This is a genomic window from Enterococcus plantarum, assembly GCF_001730295.1.
GTDB lineage: Bacteria > Bacillota > Bacilli > Lactobacillales > Enterococcaceae > Enterococcus_L > Enterococcus_L plantarum.
The window spans coordinates 139642-160640 of sequence record NZ_MIKA01000034.1; the positions used below are offsets into that span (position 1 = coordinate 139642).

A 20999-nucleotide genomic window follows, 5' to 3' on the forward strand; every position below is an offset into this window, starting at 1 on the left:
AACGAATGATCATCACATCTGAACGTATCAGTTTAAAACATCTTTTAACAGTAGAAGCATTAAGTGATCAGGAAGTAATGGGCTTGATTCACCGTGCGCAAGAGTTTAAACAAGGAGCGACTTGGCAACCGGAGAAAAAACAATATTTTGCGACAAATTTATTCTTTGAAAATAGTACACGGACGCACAAGAGCTTCGATGTTGCAGAGAAAAAATTAGGCATCGAAGTCATCGAGTTCGAAGAAAGTATGAGCTCGGTAAAAAAAGGTGAGACGCTTTATGATACAGTGCTGACTATGTCGGCAATCGGAGTGGATGTGGCAGTCATTCGTCACGGGGAAGAAAATTATTACGATGAACTGATCCAAAGTAAAACAATCCAGTGTTCCATTATCAATGGTGGAGATGGTAGTGGACAGCATCCTACTCAATGTCTACTAGATTTAATGACAATTTATGAAGAATTTAAACACTTTGAAGGATTAAAAATCGTAATCGTGGGCGATATCACTCATTCCCGAGTTGCAAAATCCAACATGCAGATGCTAAAACGATTAGGAGCAACAATCTTTTTCTCAGGGCCAGAAGAGTGGTACGATAAGCAATTTGAAGCGTATGGACATTATATGCCATTAGATGAAGTGATCGAAACAGTAGATGTTATGATGCTACTTAGAGTACAACATGAGCGTCATGATGGATCGGAACTGTTTTCGAAAGAGGAGTATCATCAGCAATACGGTTTAACGGTTGAACGAGCAAAACAATTACAAAAACATGCGGTTATCATGCATCCAGCGCCTGTCAATCGTGACGTAGAGCTTGCAGATTCTTTAGTTGAAGGAATTCAATCCAGAATCATCCAGCAGATGAGTAACGGCGTTTATATGAGAATGGCAATTTTAGAGGCAGTATTACACGGAAAGGCATAGGTGAACAAAATGAAAACACTTATCAAAAATGGCAGAATCGTAAAGAAAGACAATCAATTGATACCAGCAGAAATTTGGATCGAAGATGGCAAGATCAAAGCAATCGGAACATCTTTTGAAGAAAGTACCTTTGAAAAAGTTTATGATGCTAAAGGACAGTTGATGACACCTGGATTAGTGGATGTACATGTGCATCTAAGAGAGCCGGGCTTTACGTACAAAGAAACAATCGAAACAGGTAGTAAATCAGCTGCAAGAGGTGGATATACAACCGTTTGTGCGATGCCTAACTTAAATCCTGTCCCTGATACTGCGGAAAAATTAAAAGATGTATACAAAATCATTGAAGAAAATGCGGTAGTAAAAGTTCTACAGTATGCACCCATTACAGAAGAATTACGCAGCGAAATATTGACTGATCAAAAAGCGTTAAAAGAAGTTGGAGCTTTTGCATTTACAAATGATGGCGTAGGGGTACAAACAGCTGGGACAATGTATCTTGCAATGAAAGAAGCGGCAGCGAACGATATGGCGATCGTGGCTCATACAGAAGATGAATCACTTCTTTTTGGTGGGGTAATGCACGAAGGCGAAATCTCAAAAAAACTGGGGTTACCTGGGATTTTAAGCTCTACTGAAGCTTCACAGATTGCTCGAGACGTCGTTTTAGCAGGAGAAACAGGAGTTCACTACCATGTCTGTCACGTCTCTACACAAGAAAGTGTTCGGGTAATCCGCGATGCAAAGCGAGCTGGAATTCACGTAACAGCAGAAGTTGCTCCGCACCATTTGATTTTAGTCGATGAAGATATCCCAGAAGACAATGGTTTTTGGAAAATGAATCCGCCACTTAGAGCAATCTCAGATCGAGATGTTTTAATCGAAGGATTATTGGATGGCACGATTGACTGCATTGCAACAGACCACGCACCCCATGGCTTAGAAGAAAAAAATCAAACGTTTCTAAAAGCACCATTTGGAATCGTTGGAAGTGAGACTGCATTTCAATTAATTTATACCCACTTTGTTGAAACAGGAAAATTTACCTTAGAACAAGTGATCAACTGGATGGCAACCAAGCCTGCTGAAATTTTCGGTATAGACGCAGGGACACTCACAATAGGTGCTCAAGCAGACATTGCCGTTTTCGATTTAGAGTTGGAAGAAGCAATTGATGATAAAGATTTTGAGTCAATGGGAATCAATACTCCATTTGTTGGCTGGAAAGTAAAAGGGAACACATTAATGACCTTTGTTGATGGACAATCAGCTTGGTCTAAGGGAGATGCATAAATTTGAAACGACTATTGATACTAGAAGACGGAACTGTTTTTGAAGGAAAAGCGTTTGGTGCAGCTGTTAATGTTGTTGGCGAAGTTGTATTTACAACAAGCATGACAGGCTATCAAGAAACAATCACTGATCAAAGTTTCAATGGTCAAATTATTACATTTACCTATCCGATGGTTGGAAATTATGGTGTTAATCGTGATGATTATGAATCGATTTCGCCAACATGTAAAGGAGTAGTCGTTAAAGAACATGCAAGACTTGCTTCAAATTGGCGTGCTCAAATGACATTGGATGAATTTTTAAAAAGAAAAGGAATTCCTGGGATTTCTGGAATTGATACTCGCGCTCTAACACGAAAACTTCGCTTAGTCGGGACAATGAAAGCTGCTTTTGTTGATGCAGATGACGACTTGACACATGAATTTGATCAGTTAAAGGCAACGGTTTTACCAAAGAATCAAGTCGCTCAAGTATCTACAACAAAACCATATCCAAGTCCAGGTATCGGTCGAAATGTTGTCGTGGTTGATTTTGGGTTAAAACATAGTATATTACGTGAGTTATCCAAACGTCAGTGCAACTTAACTGTTTTACCGTATAATACCACTGCTGAAACAATTTTAGAGCTTTCACCAGATGGTGTCATGCTGACAAATGGGCCTGGAGATCCAAAAGATGTACCAGAAGCACTTGAGATGATTCAAGCGATTCAAGGGAAAGTACCGATTTTTGGCATTTGTCTAGGTCATCAGCTGTTTGCCTTAGCGAACGGAGCCGATACCTACAAGATGAAATTTGGTCATCGAGGATTAAACCATCCAGTTAAAGAAATTGCAACAGGAAGAATCGACTTTACTTCTCAAAATCACGGTTATGCAGTAGATGAAACAACCGTTGATCCTGAAAAATTATTCATTACTCACGTTGAAGTAAATGATGGTTCTGTTGAAGGAGTCAGACATCGCCAATACCCAGCCTTCACAGTGCAATATCATCCAGATGCGGCTCCAGGACCTCATGACGGGCTTCATTTATTTGACGAATTTATGGAATTAATGGATGCATGGAAGGAGCAAGACTAATGCCAAAAAGATCAGATATCAAAAAAATCATGGTTATTGGTTCGGGGCCAATTATTATCGGCCAAGCCGCAGAATTTGATTATGCCGGCACACAGGCATGTCTTGCTTTAAAAGAAGAAGGATACGAAGTCGTTTTGGTCAATTCAAATCCAGCGACCATTATGACGGACAAAGAAATTGCGGATCACGTTTATATCGAACCTATCACATTAGAATTTGTCTCACGAATTTTGAGAAAAGAACGTCCAGATGCATTATTGCCTACTTTAGGTGGACAAACGGGTCTGAATATGGCAATGGAACTAGCGGCTTCTGGTATTTTAGACGAACTGAAAGTGGAATTATTAGGAACAAAATTAGAGGCAATCGACCAAGCCGAAGACCGCGATCTATTTAAGCAACTGATGGAAGAGTTAAATCAACCTATTCCTGAAAGTGAAATTGTCAATACTGTTGAACAAGCAGTAGCATTTGCTAATACAATTGGCTATCCAATTATCGTACGTCCTGCATTCACTTTAGGTGGAACTGGCGGTGGAATGTGTGATAACGAAGAAGAATTGCGGATCATTGCTGAAAATGGTCTGAAATTATCTCCTGCAACACAATGCTTGATTGAAAAAAGTATCGCCGGTTTTAAGGAAATTGAATATGAAGTAATGCGCGATTCAGCGGATAATGCGATTGTTGTGTGTAACATGGAAAACTTCGATCCAGTTGGAATCCATACAGGAGACTCAATCGTTTTTGCACCAAGCCAAACCTTATCTGATTATGAATATCAAATGCTCCGTGATGCATCCCTTAAAATCATTAGAGCTTTGAAAATAGAAGGAGGCTGCAATGTTCAATTAGCGTTAGACCCTCACAGTTTCAACTATTATGTGATTGAAGTAAATCCTCGTGTTTCTCGGTCCTCAGCCTTAGCTAGTAAAGCAACCGGGTACCCAATTGCGAAACTAGCTGCGAAAATCGCTGTAGGCTTAACTTTAGATGAAATGAAAAATCCAGTTACAGAAACAACTTATGCTGAATTTGAACCAGCGTTGGATTACGTTGTCGCAAAGATTCCTCGTTGGCCCTTTGACAAATTTGAAAAAGGGGAACGGCGCTTAGGAACACAAATGAAGGCGACTGGAGAAGTGATGGCGATAGGACGAAACATCGAAGAGTCGTTATTAAAAGCGGTTCGATCGCTTGAAATCGGCGCATACCATAACGAATTAACAGAAATCGAAAACGTTAGCGATGAGCTATTGACTGAAAAAATTGTGAAAGCTCAAGATGACCGATTATTCTACCTATCAGAAGCTATTCGAAGAGGATTTACGATTGAGGATCTGGCCATGCTTACCAAGATTGATTTATTCTTCTTAGATAAACTGCTGCACATTTTTGAATTAGAAACGGCATTGCAAGAGAATATCAACGATGTCGAACGTTTGAAAGAAGCAAAACAAAATGGTTTTACCGATCGAAAAATTGCTGAATTATGGGAAGTCACAGAACAGACCGTTAGGAAGTTTCGTCATGAACAAAAGATTCTCCCTATTTATAAAATGGTCGATACTTGTGCTGCAGAGTTTGAATCTCAAACGCCTTACTTTTACAGCACTTATGAATCTGAAAATGAAAGTATTCCCTCTGAAAAACCTTCTGTATTAGTTCTGGGTTCAGGTCCTATCAGAATTGGTCAAGGAGTAGAGTTTGACTATGCAACGGTTCACTCTGTAAAAGCGATTCAGGAAGCAGGCTTTGAAGCAATTATTATGAATAGTAATCCTGAAACTGTTTCAACAGATTTCTCAATTTCAGATAAACTTTATTTTGAGCCATTAACACTAGAAGATGTGATGAATGTAATCGAACTAGAGCAACCAATGGGTGTTATTGTTCAGTTCGGCGGCCAAACCGCAATCAACCTAGCGGAACCTCTAGTAAGACAAGGGGTGAAGATTCTTGGAACATCAATAGATGATCTAGATCGAGCTGAAAATCGTGATTTGTTTGAACAAGCATTACAAGAACTAGATATTCCGCAACCGCCTGGTGATACTGCGACCAGTGCTGCAGAGGCGGTGGCAGTGGCCAATAAAATTGGTTATCCTGTTTTAGTTCGCCCAAGTTATGTTCTTGGTGGTCGGGCGATGGAGATTGTTGAGAATCAAACTGATTTAGAAGATTACATGAGCAATGCTGTAAAAGCTTCTCCGGAACATCCAGTATTAGTCGATAGTTATTTAATAGGTAAAGAATGCGAAGTTGATGCAATTTGTGATGGTCAAACAGTGTTGATTCCAGGAATAATGGAACATATAGAGCGCGCAGGAGTTCATTCCGGTGATTCTATGGCAGTCTATCCTCCGCAAACTTTATCCAAAGAAATTCAACAAACAATTTCTGATTACACAAGAAAATTAGCAATTGGACTAAATTGTGTCGGTATGATGAATAGTCAATTCGTTATTCATGAAGAAAAAGTTTACGTAATTGAAGTCAACCCTCGAGCTAGTCGAACAGCGCCATTCTTAAGCAAAATTACTGGAATTCCGATGGCTCAAGTTGCAACAAAAGTAATTCTTGGTGAAAAACTAACAGATTTAGGCTATAAAGATGGTTTATATCCTGAAAGCCAACAAGTACACATTAAAGCGCCCGTATTTTCTTTTACGAAACTTCAAAAAGTAGACACGTACTTAGGACCTGAAATGAAATCAACGGGCGAAGTGATGGGATCAGATTACAGTTTAGAAAAAGCATTATATAAAGCTTTTGAGGCTTCTGGACTTCACTTGCCAAGTTTTGGAGCTGTATTATTTACTATAGCGGATGAAACGAAAGAAGAATCATTGGCATTAGCAAAGCGTTTCAATGAGATTGGTTATAGCTTGATTGCAACCAAAGGGACGGCAGAATTTTTTGCGGAATATGGCCTACTAGTGAAAACGGTTCTTAAAATAAATCAAGGGGGAGAGACAGTTCTTGACTTGATTCGTAATGGTGAAGCACAAGTAGTTGTTAATACGATGGATAAAAATCGCTCCGATCTAAATCAAGATGGATTTTTGATTCGTCGAGAAGCGGTAGAACACGGGGTTCCACTTTTCACCTCTCTTGATACGGCAGAAGCCATTTTAAAAGTCTTAGAATCACGAGCATTTTCAACTAAATCAATCTAATTTCTTGAGGTTGGGTCATCACGTTGTGAGTCACATCCTAACCTATTCTAGTACAATAAAAAGTTGTAAAGGAGTATCATAAATGAAACAGGAAATAATGACCATCCTCTCTCAAAAACAATTAGCACCTAGAATTTTCCAAATGACATTGACGGGTGATTTAGTCAATGAAATGGAAAAACCTGGGCAGTTTATCCATATAAAAGTCCCTAGAGCAGATATGCTTTTAAGAAGACCAATCAGCCTCAACCAAATTGATAAAAAAGCGAAAACTTGTACAATCATCTACAGAACTGAAGGGGATGGGACTAAAATTTTTTCTGAACTCACATCAGGCGATTCTCTAGATGTGATGGGTCCTTTGGGAAATGGCTTCGATGTTGACTGTTTAACGGTAGGTCAAAAAGCCTATGTAATTGGTGGTGGGATCGGTATTCCACCGATGTATGAGCTGTCAAAACAATTGAAGCAAAGAGGGGTTGACGTTGTACATTTTCTTGGTTATGCCTCTAAAGAGGTTGCTTACTTTCAGGATGAATTTATCGCTCTAGGTGATTCACGTTTTGCGACTGACGACGGTTCGTTCGGTGTTCAAGGAAATGTTGGTAATTTGTTGTTAGATGCAGTTGAAAAAGAGCAACCAGATGCTGTTTATGCTTGTGGTGCCAATGGCATGTTAAAAATGGTGGCACAAGTTTTTTCCGATAATCCAAATGTTTTTCTCTCTTTAGAGCAACGAATGGCCTGTGGTATGGGAGCTTGTTATGCCTGTGTTTGTCACGTGCCAGATGATGAAACAGGGACAAAAAGCGTCAAAGTTTGTGATGAAGGGCCGATTTTTAGAGCTAGCGAGGTGGTTTTATGATGAATAATTCGTTAGCAATCAGTATTCCTGGGTTAGAACTTAAAAATCCAATCATTCCTGCTAGTGGTTGTTTTGGGTTTGGTGAAGAATATGCTAAATACTATGATCTAGGCAAACTTGGCTCCATCATGATCAAAGCGACAACGCCACAAGCACGTTTTGGAAATGCTACGCCAAGAGTAGCTGAAACACCTAGCGGAATGTTAAATGCGATAGGCCTACAAAATCCTGGTTTAGATGTAGTCATGAATACGAAACTGCCGGCATTAGAAGCGTATGATATACCAATCATTGCCAATGTTGCGGGAGCTTGTGAAGAAGACTATGTTGAAGTGTGTACTAAAATCGGTGACGCACCAAATGTCAAAGCAATAGAACTAAATATTTCATGTCCAAATGTAAAACACGGTGGGATTGCCTTTGGAACTGATCCAGAAGTGGCATTTCAACTAACTCAAGCTGTCAAAAAAGTAGCAAAAGTTCCGATTTACGTAAAACTTTCCCCGAACGTGACAGATATTGTGCCTGTAGCTAAAGCAATAGAAGCTGGAGGTGCAGATGGTTTTTCGATGATCAATACACTTTTAGGCATGCGGATCGATCTAAAGACCCGTCGTCCGATTTTAGCGAATCAAACAGGAGGATTATCGGGACCAGCAATCAAACCTGTAGCCATTCGTTTGATTCATCAGGTTTCACAAATTTCTAGTTTACCAATTATCGGCATGGGCGGAGTCCAAACAGTGGATGATGTCTTAGAGATGTTTATGGCTGGAGCAAGTGCGGTAGCCGTTGGAACTGCTAATTTTACCGATCCATATATCTGTCCGAAATTGATTGATGCTTTACCTAGTAGAATGGCAGAACTTGGCATCGAATCATTGGAACAACTAATAAAAGAAGTTAGAGAGGGGAAAAATCGATGAGTCAACGACCGATTATCGCACTAGATTTCCCATCAAAAGCAGAAGTAGAAGCGTTTTTAGACAATTTCCCCAAAGAAGAATCGTTATTCGTTAAGATAGGGATGGAACTGTTTTATCAAGAAGGACCTGAAATCGTCCGCTGGTTGAAAGGGCTAGGTCATTCTGTTTTTCTTGATTTAAAGTTACACGATATCCCTAACACCGTTGAGAAATCAATGATTGGTTTAGCAAAACTGGGTGTTGATATCACAAACGTTCATGCTGCTGGTGGTGTCAAGATGATGGAAGCCGCTAAAGCAGGACTAAAAAAAGGGACGAAAGCTGGAGCGAAAGTGCCAATCTTGATTGCTGTAACCCAGCTCACCTCAACGAGTGAAAAAGAAATGCAAGAAGACCAATTGATCGAAGTACCTCTGAAAGACAGCGTGTTGCATTATGCAAAATGTACGGAAAAAGCTGGACTAGACGGTGTGGTTTGTTCTGCATTAGAAGCACAAGACATTCATCAGGCGACAAGTGAAACGTTTGTTTGCTTAACACCAGGTATACGTCCAAGCGGCAGTGAAGTTGGAGATCAACAGCGCGTAGTGACACCAATCGCGGCAAAAAAAATTGGTTCAACTTATATTGTAGTTGGTCGACCAATTACACAAGCTGAAAATCCATATGAAGCCTATCAATCAATAAAAAATGAGTGGAATGGAGCAAGATAATGACAGAATTAGCCAAAAAAATTGCGAAAGATTTATTAGAAATTGAAGCAGTATTTTTAAGTCCGAATGAACCATTTACATGGGCAAGTGGAATCAAAAGCCCAATTTATTGTGATAATCGGATTACAATGAGCTATCCGATTGTTCGTAAAGATATTGCCAAAGGATTAGCAGAAAAAATCAAAAAAGAATACCCTGATGTCCAGGTTATTGCTGGCACTGCAACAGCTGGGATTCCTCATGCTGCTTGGGTAGCAGACATCTTAGATTTACCTATGGTTTATGTTCGAAGTAAAGCGAAAGAGCATGGGAAAGGCAATCAAATTGAAGGCCGAATTTTTAAAGGACAAAAAATGGTTGTGATTGAAGATTTGATTTCAACTGGCGGAAGTGTCTTAGAAGCGGCAGATGCGGCGGAACGTGAAGGGGCAGATGTTTTAGGTGTGGCGGCTATCTTTACGTATGAATTACCAAAAGGAAAAGAAAATTTTGCTCATCGAAAAATGGATTTAATAACACTAACAAATTATTCAACTTTGATCGATGCGGCGTTAGAATCAGACTATATTGAAAAAAACGATGTAGCATTATTAAAAGAGTGGAAACAAGATCCGGAAAATTGGTTAAATAAATAGGAATAATATAAGAAGCATGATTTTTGATTACGTATTCAAAGGTTATGCTTTTTCTTGACCGAATTATTCATCAAATATGATATACTTTGAGTACAAAAATAGCAAAACAGCTATTGAAAATTGACTGTTCATATTTTTTAGGATACAGTTAGTCAAATGATAAAATCTGAAGGTGGGGTTTGATGAAAAAAATTCGAAATATGGACGTAGAATGGGGATACAAAGGCGATGTTGGACCGGAGCATTGGCATACACTTTGCGATTGGTTTTCAACAGGTGCTAAATATCCTTATCAATCGCCAGTTGATTTATCCAAAAACGTAACCAACGGGGCGTCAGCTAGTAGAGCCATCGATTTTTGTTATAAAACAGAAGAATTTACAGAAAAAGAATTTAAAAATACCTTTCACTTTGTTCCACCGAATACAGAAAGTTACGTGATTTTTGAAGATGAAAAATATTATTTGACCGATATTCATTTTCACACACCGAGTGAGCATACCTTTGATGGTGAACATGCACCGTTGGAATTTCATCTAGTTCATATGAATAACTCTGGTGATAATTTGGTTGTAGGTTGTTTATTTACGATCACTGAAGATGAAAATAGGTTCTCAAAAAAACAAACGACACTTAAATGGAACTCTGAAACCCATCAACAATGGTTTGATCCTTCTATTTTTTTACCGGAACAAAAGTCGCATTTCCATTATTTAGGATCGCTAACAACACCTCCAACAAAAGGGCCTGTTCATTGGTTTGTTTTCGATTCTATCCAAAAAATGGATCAAGATTTCTTTGAACGAATCTGCGAAGGTATGCTACCGTTTAATAATCGTCCAGTCCAAGCATTGAATGGACGTAAAATCTATTTTTCTGAATAAGGCGGAGAACATCTATGAATATTCAACAAATGAAATATGTTGTAGCTGTTGCGAATAACGGTAGTTTCCGAGAAGCGGCAAAAAAATTATTTATCACACAACCTAGTCTTTCGAATGGGATTCGTGAATTAGAAGAAGAAATTGGAGTAACTCTATTTATCCGTACCAACAAAGGAGCTTCTTTGACAGATGAAGGGTTGACCTTTTTAGAACATGCGGAAAAAATTTTGACACAAATGGAAATCATTGAAAATCGCTATCAAGAAGTGACCAAAAGTGAACGTTTTTCGATCTCATCTCAGCATTATGATTTCTTAGGAGAAGTAATGGGGAGAGTCATTCAGCAATTCAAAGACCAATATAAAAATTTTCGTGTATTCGAGACAACAACCTTGAAAGTAATCGAAGATGTAAAAAGTTATCATAGTGAACTTGGTATTATTTATTTAAATAGTCAAAATCAAACGGGGATTGAGCGATATCTAGAGCAAGCAAATTTAACATTTGATGTCGTAGGCAGCTTCAAAACACATATTTTTCTTGGCAAAAACCATCCGTTAGCAAAACAAAAAGAAATCGAGTTGGACCAATTATGCTGCTATCCTCAAGTTCGATTTACACAAGAAGGAAGCAATTTTGCCTATTTTTCAGAAGATTTGATTGAGAATCAGGAACAAGAAACGGTGATTTATACGAATGATCGTGGAACCTTAATGAATTTACTAGTAGAGACTGATGCTTATGCATCTGGATCTGGTGTAGTGACTGGATTTACCAAAAAAGAAATCCGATTAGTTCCATTGGCAGAAAGTACCAACAACAAGATTTGTGTTTTATACCAAAAAAATAAAGCAATTAGTTCGATTGGACAATTTTTTATAAAAGAATTAAAACAGCTGTTTTAAAAAGAAAATCACTTTAGAGTCTTAATTGAACTGACGTATACAATTTAAACTAAAAAATCATCCTATTAAATAAGGGTGATTTTTTAGTTTAAATGAACAGTTGATTAATACACCATTATGTTGTTTTCTTCCATATATAATCGGCCATTAGTTGATACACTATTTCCATATCTTCTTGCGTTCCAATTGAAATTCGTAAGTAATTGCTCAATCGTTCGATTTTTGGAAAATATCGAACAAAAACATCTTTCGTTTCCAAATAATGATAAAGCTCTTCAATAACCAACTCTGGATGTGTGAGCAAGAGAAAATTGGTTTTTGACTCTAAAGAGTGAAATCCTATTTCTTCAATTTTTTTAGAAAACCAATCTCTGGTTTTACAAATTTCAGCCGTTATTCCTAAATAATATTCCTCATCATAAACAGCGGCAACCGCTATATTTTCAGCCAACATATCAACAGAATAAGGATTAAAAGAAGATTTAATGCTTTCCACAATTTTGACATACTCTGGATTACCGATTGCATAACCAATTCTTAAACCAGCCAAAGAACGTGATTTAGAGAACGTTCTAATAATAATTAGATTGGGGTATTTATCTAAAAGTGAAACAGCTGATTGATCCGCAAAATCAATATAGGCTTCATCAATGATCACAATAACGTCTTGATTCTTTTGTAACAACTTCTCAATTTCTGACAATGGTTTGAATAACCCAGTAGGTGCATTGGGATTAGCGATGATTATGCCACCGTTTAATTGTATATAATCGTTGCAATTTACTTCAAAAGCATTATTCAGCGGTAATTCTTTAAATGGAATCTTAAACAATTCAGCCCAAACTTTATAAAAACCGTAAGTGATATCTGGAAATAAAATAGGATCTGAACTACTAAAAAATGCAAGAAAACAAAAAGCTAACACTTCATCAGAGCCATTACCGATTAAAAAATGATCAGGAGATAACCCGTGTTTACCCCCTAATACTGTTTTTAAAGCGAGATTATCAACGGAACTGTATCGTTTTAGTTGCTCAGCATCAAAATGTTTCAAGACTGTAGCAACAGTGGGTGAGGGCGGATAGGGATTTTCATTGGTGTTCAATTTGATCATATCTGGATAATTTGGTTGTTCTCCTGGAACGTACGGTGTGATATTTCTGATACCTTTCATTTAATTCGCTCCTTTCATTTTCTTTAACTATAAAGAAGCAACATTAGTTTCGCAAGTTTAATCTGTGAATTTGAAAAGAAAATACGGAGTTTTGAAATACAAATTTCATTTTACGGTAAATTATGCTATGATAATTCCATTAAGAAAGTACAATTAACACACGAACGTTTCGACTGATGTAAATTTGATTTGAAGGTCGAACCATTACGGTATGAGGAGATGGTTTCATGGATTTAACGAAAAGATTTAACAAGCAAGTTTATAAAATTGCTGTTTCAACGATCAGACAATTTGACGAACAAGTAACAGATATTGAGGGCATCATAAAGCTAACGTTAGGTGAGCCGGATTTTAATACCCCAGGACACGTAAAAACAGCAGCACATGATGCGATTGACAAAAATTTTTCGCATTATTCAGGTATGTCTGGGTTGATGGATGTTCGTGAAGCAGCTACTTTTTTTATGAAAGAAAAATATGGTGTCAGCTATCAACCAGCGTCTGAAGTTTTAGTCACTGTAGGAGCAACAGAGGCTATTTCAGCAAGTTTATTATCCATTTTGGAACCCGGGGATAAAGTCTTGATGCCAGCGCCAATCTATCCAGGCTATGAACCCGTAATCACGTTAGCACAAGCAGAACCAATTTATATCGATACAACACCGAATGATTTTGTATTGACTCCTGAAATGATCGAAGGTGCAATGAAAGAACATGGAGATAAAGTCAAAGCAATTATTCTAAATTACCCAAGCAATCCGACTGGTGTAACGTATACTCGTGAAGAAGTCAAAGCCATCGCTGATGTATTGAAAAACTATCCAATTTTTGTGATCAGTGACGAAATATATAGTGAATTAACTTATGAAGATCAACATGTATCGATTGCTGAATTTATTCCAGACCAAACCATTTTAATTAATGGACTATCAAAATCACATGCGATGACGGGGTGGCGAATCGGATTTATTTTTGGACCGAAAATTTTGATTGCGCAAATCATCAAAGTCCACCAATATTTAGTCACAGCGGCTTCGACTATATCTCAAAAAGCTGCTGTCAGAGCATTGATTGAAGGAATGAATGATGCTGCAGTGATGAAAGAAGAATACCGTGAACGCCGAGATTTCGTTTATGAGCAAATGACCTCTTTTGGATTTGAAGTTGCCAGACCAAATGGTGCCTTCTATATTTTTGCTAAAATTCCTGCAGGATATCTACAAGATTCGATGAAATTCTGTGTAGATTTAGCTCAGCAACAAGCAATCGCCATCATTCCAGGGATTGCTTTTGGTCAAGAGGCTGAAGGGTATGTACGAATCAGCTATGCTGCTGATTTAGCTACCTTAAAAGAAGCAATGAAGCGAATTGGCAAGTATATCCAATCGAAGTGATTGCATTTATTTTCGAGTGATCATTTAATCTAATCCCAATTTGAACGCTATAAAAATGAGGCAAACATAACCTTTACATTCCTTTACTCATTATTTACAGAACGTTGAAACAGAATTAATACTCTACTGTTAAACTAATCTTGTAACTAATTGAAAAGGGCGTGTAAAAATGAAGAAACGTTTATTATCAACAATTGTTTTAAGTGTAGGACTTTTAATCGCAGGTTGTGGCAATCAAGGAGCTGCAACTGATGAGAGTAGTAATAAAGCTAAAGACAGCGGAAGTAATAGTAATCAACCGGTTAAAATTGTAGCAGTTGGCTCAACTGCCTTACAACCATTAGTAGATGCAGCAAAAGAGCAATTTGTTTCTGAGCATGCTAATTATACAATCTCTGTTCAGGGGGGAGGGAGCGGAACTGGACTTTCTCAAGTTGCTGACGGAGCTGTAACAATTGGAAACTCTGATGTTTTTGCCGAAGAAAAATCGGGAGTAGATGCTTCAAAACTCGTTGACCATCGTGTTGCTGTTGTCGGAATGGGACCAGTTGTTAACAAAGATGTAGGTGTTAAGAATATTAGTAAACAAGAATTAATTGATATATTTTCTGGGAAAACTAAAAATTGGAAAGATTTAGGCGGCAAAGACCAAGAAATTGCTGTTATCAATCGTCCAAGTGGTAGTGGTACGCGGGCAACGTTTGAAAAATGGGGTCTGGATGGTGCAAAAGCTGTTCAATCTCAAGAACAAGACTCTTCAGGTACGGTTCGTCAAATTGTGTCTCAAACACCTGGGGCAATCAGTTATCTTGCCTTCTCATATATGGACGAATCAACAGAGGCATTAAGCATTGATAATGTAAAACCTACAGAAGAAAATGTTGCAGATAATTCTTGGAAAATTTGGTCTTACGAACATATGTATACAAAAGGCCAACCAGATGAGGATGTAAAAGCATTTTTAGATTTCATGCTAACAGATGATGTTCAAGAAGGTGTAGTGAAAGAATTGGGCTACTTACCGATGACCATGATGAAAGTGGAAAGAGATGTAACAGGAACCATCACTACTAAATAATTTTTTCTCCTTAAAGAATCAAAAAGAGGCAGGATGTGAAAACGTCTGCCTCTTTTTGATAAAATCAGTTTTTAGGTAGTTTTACTATAAAAGTTGAGCCTAAGCCTAAATGACTATCGATCGTAACGGTTCCGCCTAATAATTCGGAATAATTATGCACGATTGATAAGCCTAAACCAGTTCCGCCAGAATGTCGACTTCTTGCTTTATCTACACGGTAAAAGCGTTCAAAAATTCGTTCTTGGTCTTTTAAGCTAATCCCGATTCCCGAATCCTTGACCACAAAATAAAATGTTTCAGCGAAACCAAAATCAATTGTGATCGTTCCATTAGATTGAGAATATTGAATGGCATTTTCAATCAAATTTTTAACGATTGGATAAAAAAGTTCATACTTTGTTGTATAGGTAATGGTTTCATCCCCAAGAATTTCAATTGATAAATTCTTTTCTGTGATAACTTTCCGGTAGGAACGCAGAATTTCTGTGATGAAAGGGTGTACGGTAACATCTTGATCATCGTATGAAATAGTTCTGCCATCACGAGAAAGTTGTAAAATTTCCTGAATCAATTGTTGCAAACGCAATGCGTCTTTTTGCATGATTTCTAAAAATTGCGTTAAGGTTTCAGGATCATCTTTTGCTCCATCTAATAAGGTTTCTGTAAAACCTAGCAAAGAAGTGACAGGTGTTTTTAACTCATGAGACACATTACTAACAAAATCTTTCTGGATTTTTTCCAATTGCCTAACACGGGTTAAATCATACGCTATTCCAAGAACTTGGTAATCATTTCCATCTTCTTCTATAAAACGTAAAGTCATGTCTAAAATCGTTTCATTCAATGTGTCAGTTAGTTTGATTTCTTGGTGTATTGAACTTTTTTCTGTGATAACTTGATGAATCAAGTGGATTAGGGCAGGTTCTTTAATGACGTCAAAGTAATCTTTACCAGAATCATTTTCATCAATCATTAAAATTTCAGTCATTTTAGGGTTGATCAATTGAAGCTTCCCATCAATATCAATAATGAAGACGCCAATCATCAGCTCATCTAATAATGCGTGGAATTGTTCGTCAGTTGATGTATAAGCTAGATACGTTTGACTCATTTGTTGGCTCAAGAGGTTAACAGTTTGATACAGTTCATTCCATTCCGGAGAATCTTGGATAATTGAACGAGCTTCGTCTGGGTATTTTACAATTTTTTTCAAAACGGGTAAAACCGTCACCAACGGTTCATTTTTCTGGCGAAGTAATAAAAAGACAAATGCGGTAATAACAAAAAATAAAAGGCCTAACGTAATTAGAATATAACGTCGAAATGATTGTATGCTATTTGAAAACTGTGCTGTTTCTTCTGACATACGAATAATTCCGATTAGTTCGCCATTTTTTTTAACTGGTAAAGCAAGATAAAGCAATTGTTGCTTTAACGTAGTACTTTTTCTTAAAGCAGAACCAAAATCAGCGCCAGACAAAACTGCTTTGATTTCAGGTCGGCTACTTCTTGATTGGTGAAGTGCCGAATCGATACTGTCGAAAAAAATCTCGCCTTTAGCATTCATGAGGGTCAAACGTTCGTTTTTATCAGTTGAATAGTGTTTAATCAACGTTTTTTCTTGTTCTGAAAACTGTTGCGTTAAAAATAAATCTGGGGAAAGTTGATCAAGAATCAACGTGCCTTTTTTTTGCAAATATTCTTCCTGTTGGGACAATAATTCCCTTTTGAAAAAGTAGTTTGTCAAAAGAATACTGCCCACAAATAAGGCCAGCATCATAATTCCAACTATCCAATATTCAATTCGCTGACGTTTTTTCATTTTTTAGGCTCCTGAAAGCGATAGCCAAATCCTCTAACTGTGACTAAATAAGCAGGGCGTTTTGGGTCAATTTCAATTTTATCTCTTAGATGACTGACATGAACATCTACAATGCGACTTTGACCTGCAAAATCATAATTCCAAATGCGGTCTAACAACGTATCACGATCAATGACACGATCTTTACGCTTGACGAAGTAGACAAGCAATTCAAATTCTTTCGGTGTTAACTCGATTTTCTTGCCGCGAACACTCACTTCATAATTTTGCTCATCGATACTAATTTCACCTAATACCAACGGGGCTTTAGTCGTTTCATTAAATTCTTCTGTTTTATTTGCTGTGGGTTTTAGACGACGGAAGATTGCTTTCATTCTTGCCAAAACTTCTCTAGGACTGAAAGGTTTTGTTAAATAATCATCGGCACCAATCTCCAATCCGATGATTTTATCAACTTGATCATCTTTAGCGGTCAAGATCAAAATGGGCGTGTCAATTTTTTCCCTACGTAGTGATTTTGTGATTTCTAAGCCATCCATGTTCGGCAGCATAACATCTAGAATGATAAAATCAAATTGATTGGACAAGGCTAACTCATAACCGACTGCTCCATCTTCTGCTGATATTACTTCATAGCCGTCTTTTTCTAAGTTAAATGTTAACAGCGTTACGATCGACGGCTCATCGTCAACAACGAGTATTTTCTTCATCTATTGAGCTCCTTTAAATACGAAATAAACACAAGGTTATTTTATCATAGATTCCGAGCTATCAAAAACTTTATGGAATGTTTCTAAAACTACTTTCAAAGCTAAAGAAATGGTATAATAGTAAAGATTGAAATGAGGGAAGCAAATGATAGGAATTAGCGCATGTCTTGGAGGGGTTTGCTGTCGCTATGATGGTCAAGCCAAAGAAATTACTGCCTTGAAAAAATTAGTAGAGAACGGTCAAGCCGTACTTGTTTGTCCAGAAGTATTAGGTGGTTTACCAATTCCTCGAGAACCTGCTGAAATCAGAGGTGGGGACGGATTTGAAGTATGGAATGGTGATGCGAAAGTCCTTACGAATACTGGGGAAGATGTGACTGCTCTATTCAAACAAGGAGCCATCACAGCCTATCAAAAGTTAGTTGAACAGAAAATCACCACGATTATTTTAAAAGAAAATAGTCCGTCTTGTGGAAGTAAAAGCATTTATGATGGGACATTTTCTGGCAATCATCGTAATGGTTCTGGCGTTGCAACCGCCTATTTTATTGATAGAGGGCTGATTGTTGTTTCAGAAAACGAATGGGAAACCGCGATTGATCGTGTCAAATAAGTTCCTGTGACTACCTAAAAATAATGTTCTAAAATTATTTTAACTGTTTAGTAGTAAAAAATAATGGAAGAACGCATTTTTATTAAAAGACCTTTGTGCAATTATCACCGTTATTTGGGACGATTGAGCGATTCTTAAAAAAAACTCGAAAATCAAAGAAGAACTATTGACTAATCACCCTTAAATCGGTAATCTAAAAGGGATTGAAGATAGGAGCAACAACTATGGAAATTGAAAAGACCAATCGAATGAATGCGTTGTTTGAATTTTACTCCACTTTGTTGACAGAAAAACAAATGAATTATATGGAGATGTATTATGCGGATGATTTCTCATTAGGCGAGATTGCTGAAGAATATGATATTAGCCGTCAAGCCGTTTACGACAATATAAAACGGACAGAAAAGATTTTAGAAGAATATGAAAAAAAGCTTCATTTATTTTCTGACTATATCGTACGTGGGGAATTACTTGAGACACTTAAACGTTACGTGAACGAAACCTATCCGAAAGACACAGCAATCATACAGTATATAGAACAAATACAAGAAGTAGAGGAATGAGATTATGGCTTTTGAAAGTTTAACAGACCGCCTGCAACAGGCAATGAGCAAATTACGTCGTAAAGGAAAAGTATCTGAAGCTGACGTAAAAGAAATGATGAGAGAGATTCGTTTGGCTCTCTTAGAAGCCGATGTCAATTTACAAGTTGTCAAAGACTTTACAAAAAGAGTTCGTGACCGAGCAGTTGGTGTGGAAGTTCTTGAAAGTTTGTCGCCAGCCCAACAAATCGTTAAAATCGTCGATGAAGAATTAACCGCGACATTAGGAACTGAGACAGTTGGCTTAAATAAGTCAGAGCGTATTCCGACTGTTATCATGATGGTTGGGTTACAAGGGGCTGGTAAAACCACTTTTGGCGGTAAATTAGCGAATCATTTGATTAAGACTGAAAATGCACGGCCATTAATGATTGCAGCTGACGTTTATCGTCCAGCGGCGATCGACCAATTAAAAGTATTAGGTCAACAATTAGACGTACCAGTTTTCGATATGGGGACTGAGACAAGTCCTGTTGAAATCGTTCGTCAAGGGATGGCATTAGCTAAAGAAAAGAAAAATGATTATGTTTTGATTGATACGGCAGGTCGTCTGCACGTCGATGAAGCATTGATGGATGAGCTAAAACAAATCAAAGAAGTAGCGCAACCAGATGACATTTTGCTTGTTGTTGATGCAATGACCGGGCAAGATGCAGTGAATGTTGCGGATAGCTTTAATCAACAATTGGGAATAACGGGTGTAGTAATCACCAAACTTGATGGAGACACACGCGGAGGTGCGGCACTTTCTATTCGTTCTGTCACTGGCGCACCGATCAAATTTATCGGTTCTGGTGAAAAACTAACTGATTTAGAAATTTTCCATCCAGATCGTATGTCTAGCCGTATTTTAGGTATGGGAGATATGCTGACACTGATTGAAAAAGCCCAACAAGATTATGATGAGAAAAAAGCTGAAGAATTAGCCACAAAAATGAAAGAAAACAGCTTTGACTTTAATGATTTTATCGAACAGCTCGATCAAGTAATGGGTATGGGTCCAATCGAGGACTTACTAAAAATGATTCCAGGTATGAATAATATGCCTGGGTTAGAAAATGTCAAAGTCGATCCCAAAGATGTGGCTCGTAAAAAAGCAATGGTGCTTTCTATGACGCCAGCCGAACGTGAGAATCCAGACCTATTGAATCCGAGCCGTCGTCGCAGAATTGCAGCTGGTTCAGGAAATAATGTCGTTGAAGTCAATCGGATGATCAAACAATTCAAAGAATCCAAAAAAATGATGCAACAAATGTCCAAAGGAAATATGGATATTCCAGGCATGGATCAAATGCTTGGTGGTGGTATCAAGGGCAAACTAGGTAAAATGGCCATGAATCGCATGGTGAAAAAAAACAAGAAGAAGAAAAAGAAGAAAAAATAAAAAAAGAGCTGACTCAGGTTGACGACCTGAGTCAGTTCTTTTAGCTAAATCGCTAGTTTAACTATTCTTCTCTAAAAAAACAAGATAAGCATCAACAATCGTTTTGAAAAAACTCATAGTATTTTCAGCAATAGTTCCATCTTCATTAATTAGATTTACCACATTGCCGATATAAGCTTCTGGCTGTTGCAATGTAGGGACATTTAGGAAAACAAGTGATTGACGTAAATGATGATTTGCACCGAAAGCACTTAATGCACCTGGGGAAACACTAACAACTAAACCAGGTTTACCATCCCAAACACTTTGGCCGTAAGGACGTGAACCAACATCTAAAGCATTTTTTAAAACGCCTGGAACAGAGCGATTGTATTCGGGTATGATGAAAACAAGACCAGACAATGACTTTACTTCTTCTCTAAATTTCGTCCAAGCAGCAGGAGGCGTACGTTCATCATCAAAATCTTGATTATACATTTCTAATTCATGCAAATCGACAAAAACAGGTTCATATTCTTTTGGGAACAAACTTGAAAGTGCATGTGCAATTATTTTACTATAAGAATCTTTTCTCAAACTTCCGACAAAAAAACCAATTTTTTTCTTCATAAAATAGTCCTCCATTCATTGAATAACATTGTTTATTTTATTTTAATTCGAAAAAGGTAGTTTTGCAAGAAATCACTATTTAATCATCAACACGTTGTATGCAATCATTATTCATTACTAGCTACTAAGAGTGTCAATAATAAGCGGTTTAAAGCTTTTTTAAAGGTGTCAAGAAAAAACTCTTTACAGCTTGCTGAAA

At 37.6% G+C, this 20999-nt stretch carries 19 protein-coding genes; 15 read left to right on the forward strand and 4 right to left on the reverse strand.

Annotation, left to right across the window (positions count from 1 at the left end; all coding sequences use genetic code 11):
* The first annotated feature begins 5 nt into the window (after positions 1-5).
* The 10 genes from BCR22_RS10445 (at position 6) to BCR22_RS10490 (ending at position 11414) form a co-directional block, all read left to right on the forward strand.
* Complete coding sequence (locus BCR22_RS10445) at positions 6-932, forward strand: aspartate carbamoyltransferase catalytic subunit (RefSeq protein WP_069654839.1); 927 nt, start codon at positions 6-8, stop codon at positions 930-932.
* A 9-nt stretch (positions 933-941) separates the two neighbouring features.
* On the forward strand, positions 942-2225 hold the full coding sequence (locus BCR22_RS10450) for a dihydroorotase (protein WP_069654840.1): 1284 nt from the start codon (positions 942-944) through the stop codon (positions 2223-2225).
* 2 nt (positions 2226-2227) lie between these two features.
* Positions 2228-3307, forward strand: coding sequence for a carbamoyl phosphate synthase small subunit (locus tag BCR22_RS10455; protein WP_069654841.1), 1080 nt, complete (start codon positions 2228-2230; stop codon positions 3305-3307).
* Entirely contained in the window at positions 3307-6486 is a 3180-nt protein-coding gene (carB, locus tag BCR22_RS10460) for a carbamoyl-phosphate synthase large subunit (RefSeq protein WP_069654842.1), read from the forward strand. Before BCR22_RS10455 ends, carB begins: the two co-directional genes overlap by 1 nt.
* A gap of 82 nt (positions 6487-6568) precedes the next feature.
* Positions 6569-7351, forward strand: coding sequence for a dihydroorotate dehydrogenase electron transfer subunit (locus tag BCR22_RS10465; RefSeq protein ID WP_069654843.1), 783 nt, complete (start codon positions 6569-6571; stop codon positions 7349-7351).
* Positions 7348-8277, forward strand: a complete 930-nt coding sequence (locus BCR22_RS10470) for a dihydroorotate dehydrogenase (RefSeq protein WP_069654844.1) — start codon at positions 7348-7350, stop codon at positions 8275-8277. The genes BCR22_RS10465 and BCR22_RS10470 overlap by 4 nt, the downstream gene beginning before the upstream one ends.
* Entirely contained in the window at positions 8274-8990 is a 717-nt protein-coding gene (pyrF, locus tag BCR22_RS10475; RefSeq protein WP_069654845.1) for an orotidine-5'-phosphate decarboxylase, read from the forward strand. The genes BCR22_RS10470 and pyrF overlap by 4 nt, the downstream gene beginning before the upstream one ends.
* Positions 8990-9625, forward strand: coding sequence for an orotate phosphoribosyltransferase (pyrE, locus tag BCR22_RS10480; protein WP_069654846.1), 636 nt, complete (start codon positions 8990-8992; stop codon positions 9623-9625). Before pyrF ends, pyrE begins: the two co-directional genes overlap by 1 nt.
* Positions 9626-9807: 182 nt before the next feature.
* A complete protein-coding gene (locus tag BCR22_RS10485) occupies positions 9808-10509 on the forward strand; it encodes a carbonic anhydrase family protein (RefSeq protein WP_069654847.1) in 702 nt (233 codons plus the stop codon).
* A 14-nt stretch (positions 10510-10523) separates the two neighbouring features.
* On the forward strand, positions 10524-11414 hold the full coding sequence (locus BCR22_RS10490; protein ID WP_069654848.1) for a LysR family transcriptional regulator: 891 nt from the start codon (positions 10524-10526) through the stop codon (positions 11412-11414).
* Positions 11415-11529: 115 nt separating this feature from the next.
* Here the strand turns inward: BCR22_RS10490 and hisC are convergent, their stop codons facing one another.
* A complete protein-coding gene (gene hisC / locus BCR22_RS10495) occupies positions 11530-12588 on the reverse strand; it encodes a histidinol-phosphate transaminase (protein ID WP_069654849.1) in 1059 nt (352 codons plus the stop codon).
* Between the two features lie 227 nt (positions 12589-12815).
* On the opposite strand from hisC, the gene BCR22_RS10500 reads away from it, so the two are divergent.
* Positions 12816-13982 (forward strand): pyridoxal phosphate-dependent aminotransferase, encoded by a 1167-nt coding sequence (locus tag BCR22_RS10500; protein WP_069654850.1) that lies wholly within the window; start codon positions 12816-12818, stop codon positions 13980-13982.
* Positions 13983-14151: 169 nt separating this feature from the next.
* Entirely contained in the window at positions 14152-15060 is a 909-nt protein-coding gene (locus BCR22_RS10505) for a phosphate ABC transporter substrate-binding protein PstS family protein (protein WP_069654851.1), read from the forward strand.
* 64 nt (positions 15061-15124) lie between these two features.
* Here BCR22_RS10505 and BCR22_RS10510 read toward each other — a convergent pair whose 3' ends face one another.
* Entirely contained in the window at positions 15125-16882 is a 1758-nt protein-coding gene (locus BCR22_RS10510) for a sensor histidine kinase (protein ID WP_069654852.1), read from the reverse strand.
* The gene (locus BCR22_RS10515) at positions 16879-17592 is read right to left on the reverse strand and encodes a response regulator transcription factor (protein WP_069654853.1); all 714 of its coding nucleotides are present in this window, start codon (positions 17590-17592) and stop codon (positions 16879-16881) included. The genes BCR22_RS10510 and BCR22_RS10515 overlap by 4 nt, the downstream gene beginning before the upstream one ends.
* Positions 17593-17737: 145 nt before the next feature.
* Here BCR22_RS10515 and BCR22_RS10520 point away from each other — a divergent pair, with 145 nt between their 5' ends.
* From BCR22_RS10520 to ffh, 3 genes are all read left to right on the forward strand, one after another.
* Entirely contained in the window at positions 17738-18205 is a 468-nt protein-coding gene (locus BCR22_RS10520; protein ID WP_069654854.1) for a 2-thiouracil desulfurase family protein, read from the forward strand.
* Positions 18206-18429: 224 nt separating this feature from the next.
* On the forward strand, positions 18430-18768 hold the full coding sequence (locus tag BCR22_RS10525) for a putative DNA-binding protein (protein WP_069654855.1): 339 nt from the start codon (positions 18430-18432) through the stop codon (positions 18766-18768).
* 4 nt (positions 18769-18772) lie between these two features.
* On the forward strand, positions 18773-20191 hold the full coding sequence (gene ffh / locus BCR22_RS10530; RefSeq protein ID WP_069654856.1) for a signal recognition particle protein: 1419 nt from the start codon (positions 18773-18775) through the stop codon (positions 20189-20191).
* 57 nt (positions 20192-20248) lie between these two features.
* On the opposite strand, the gene BCR22_RS10535 is transcribed toward ffh, so the two are convergent.
* Positions 20249-20800, reverse strand: coding sequence for an NADPH-dependent FMN reductase (locus BCR22_RS10535; protein WP_069654857.1), 552 nt, complete (start codon positions 20798-20800; stop codon positions 20249-20251).
* Positions 20801-20999 lie beyond the last annotated feature (199 nt).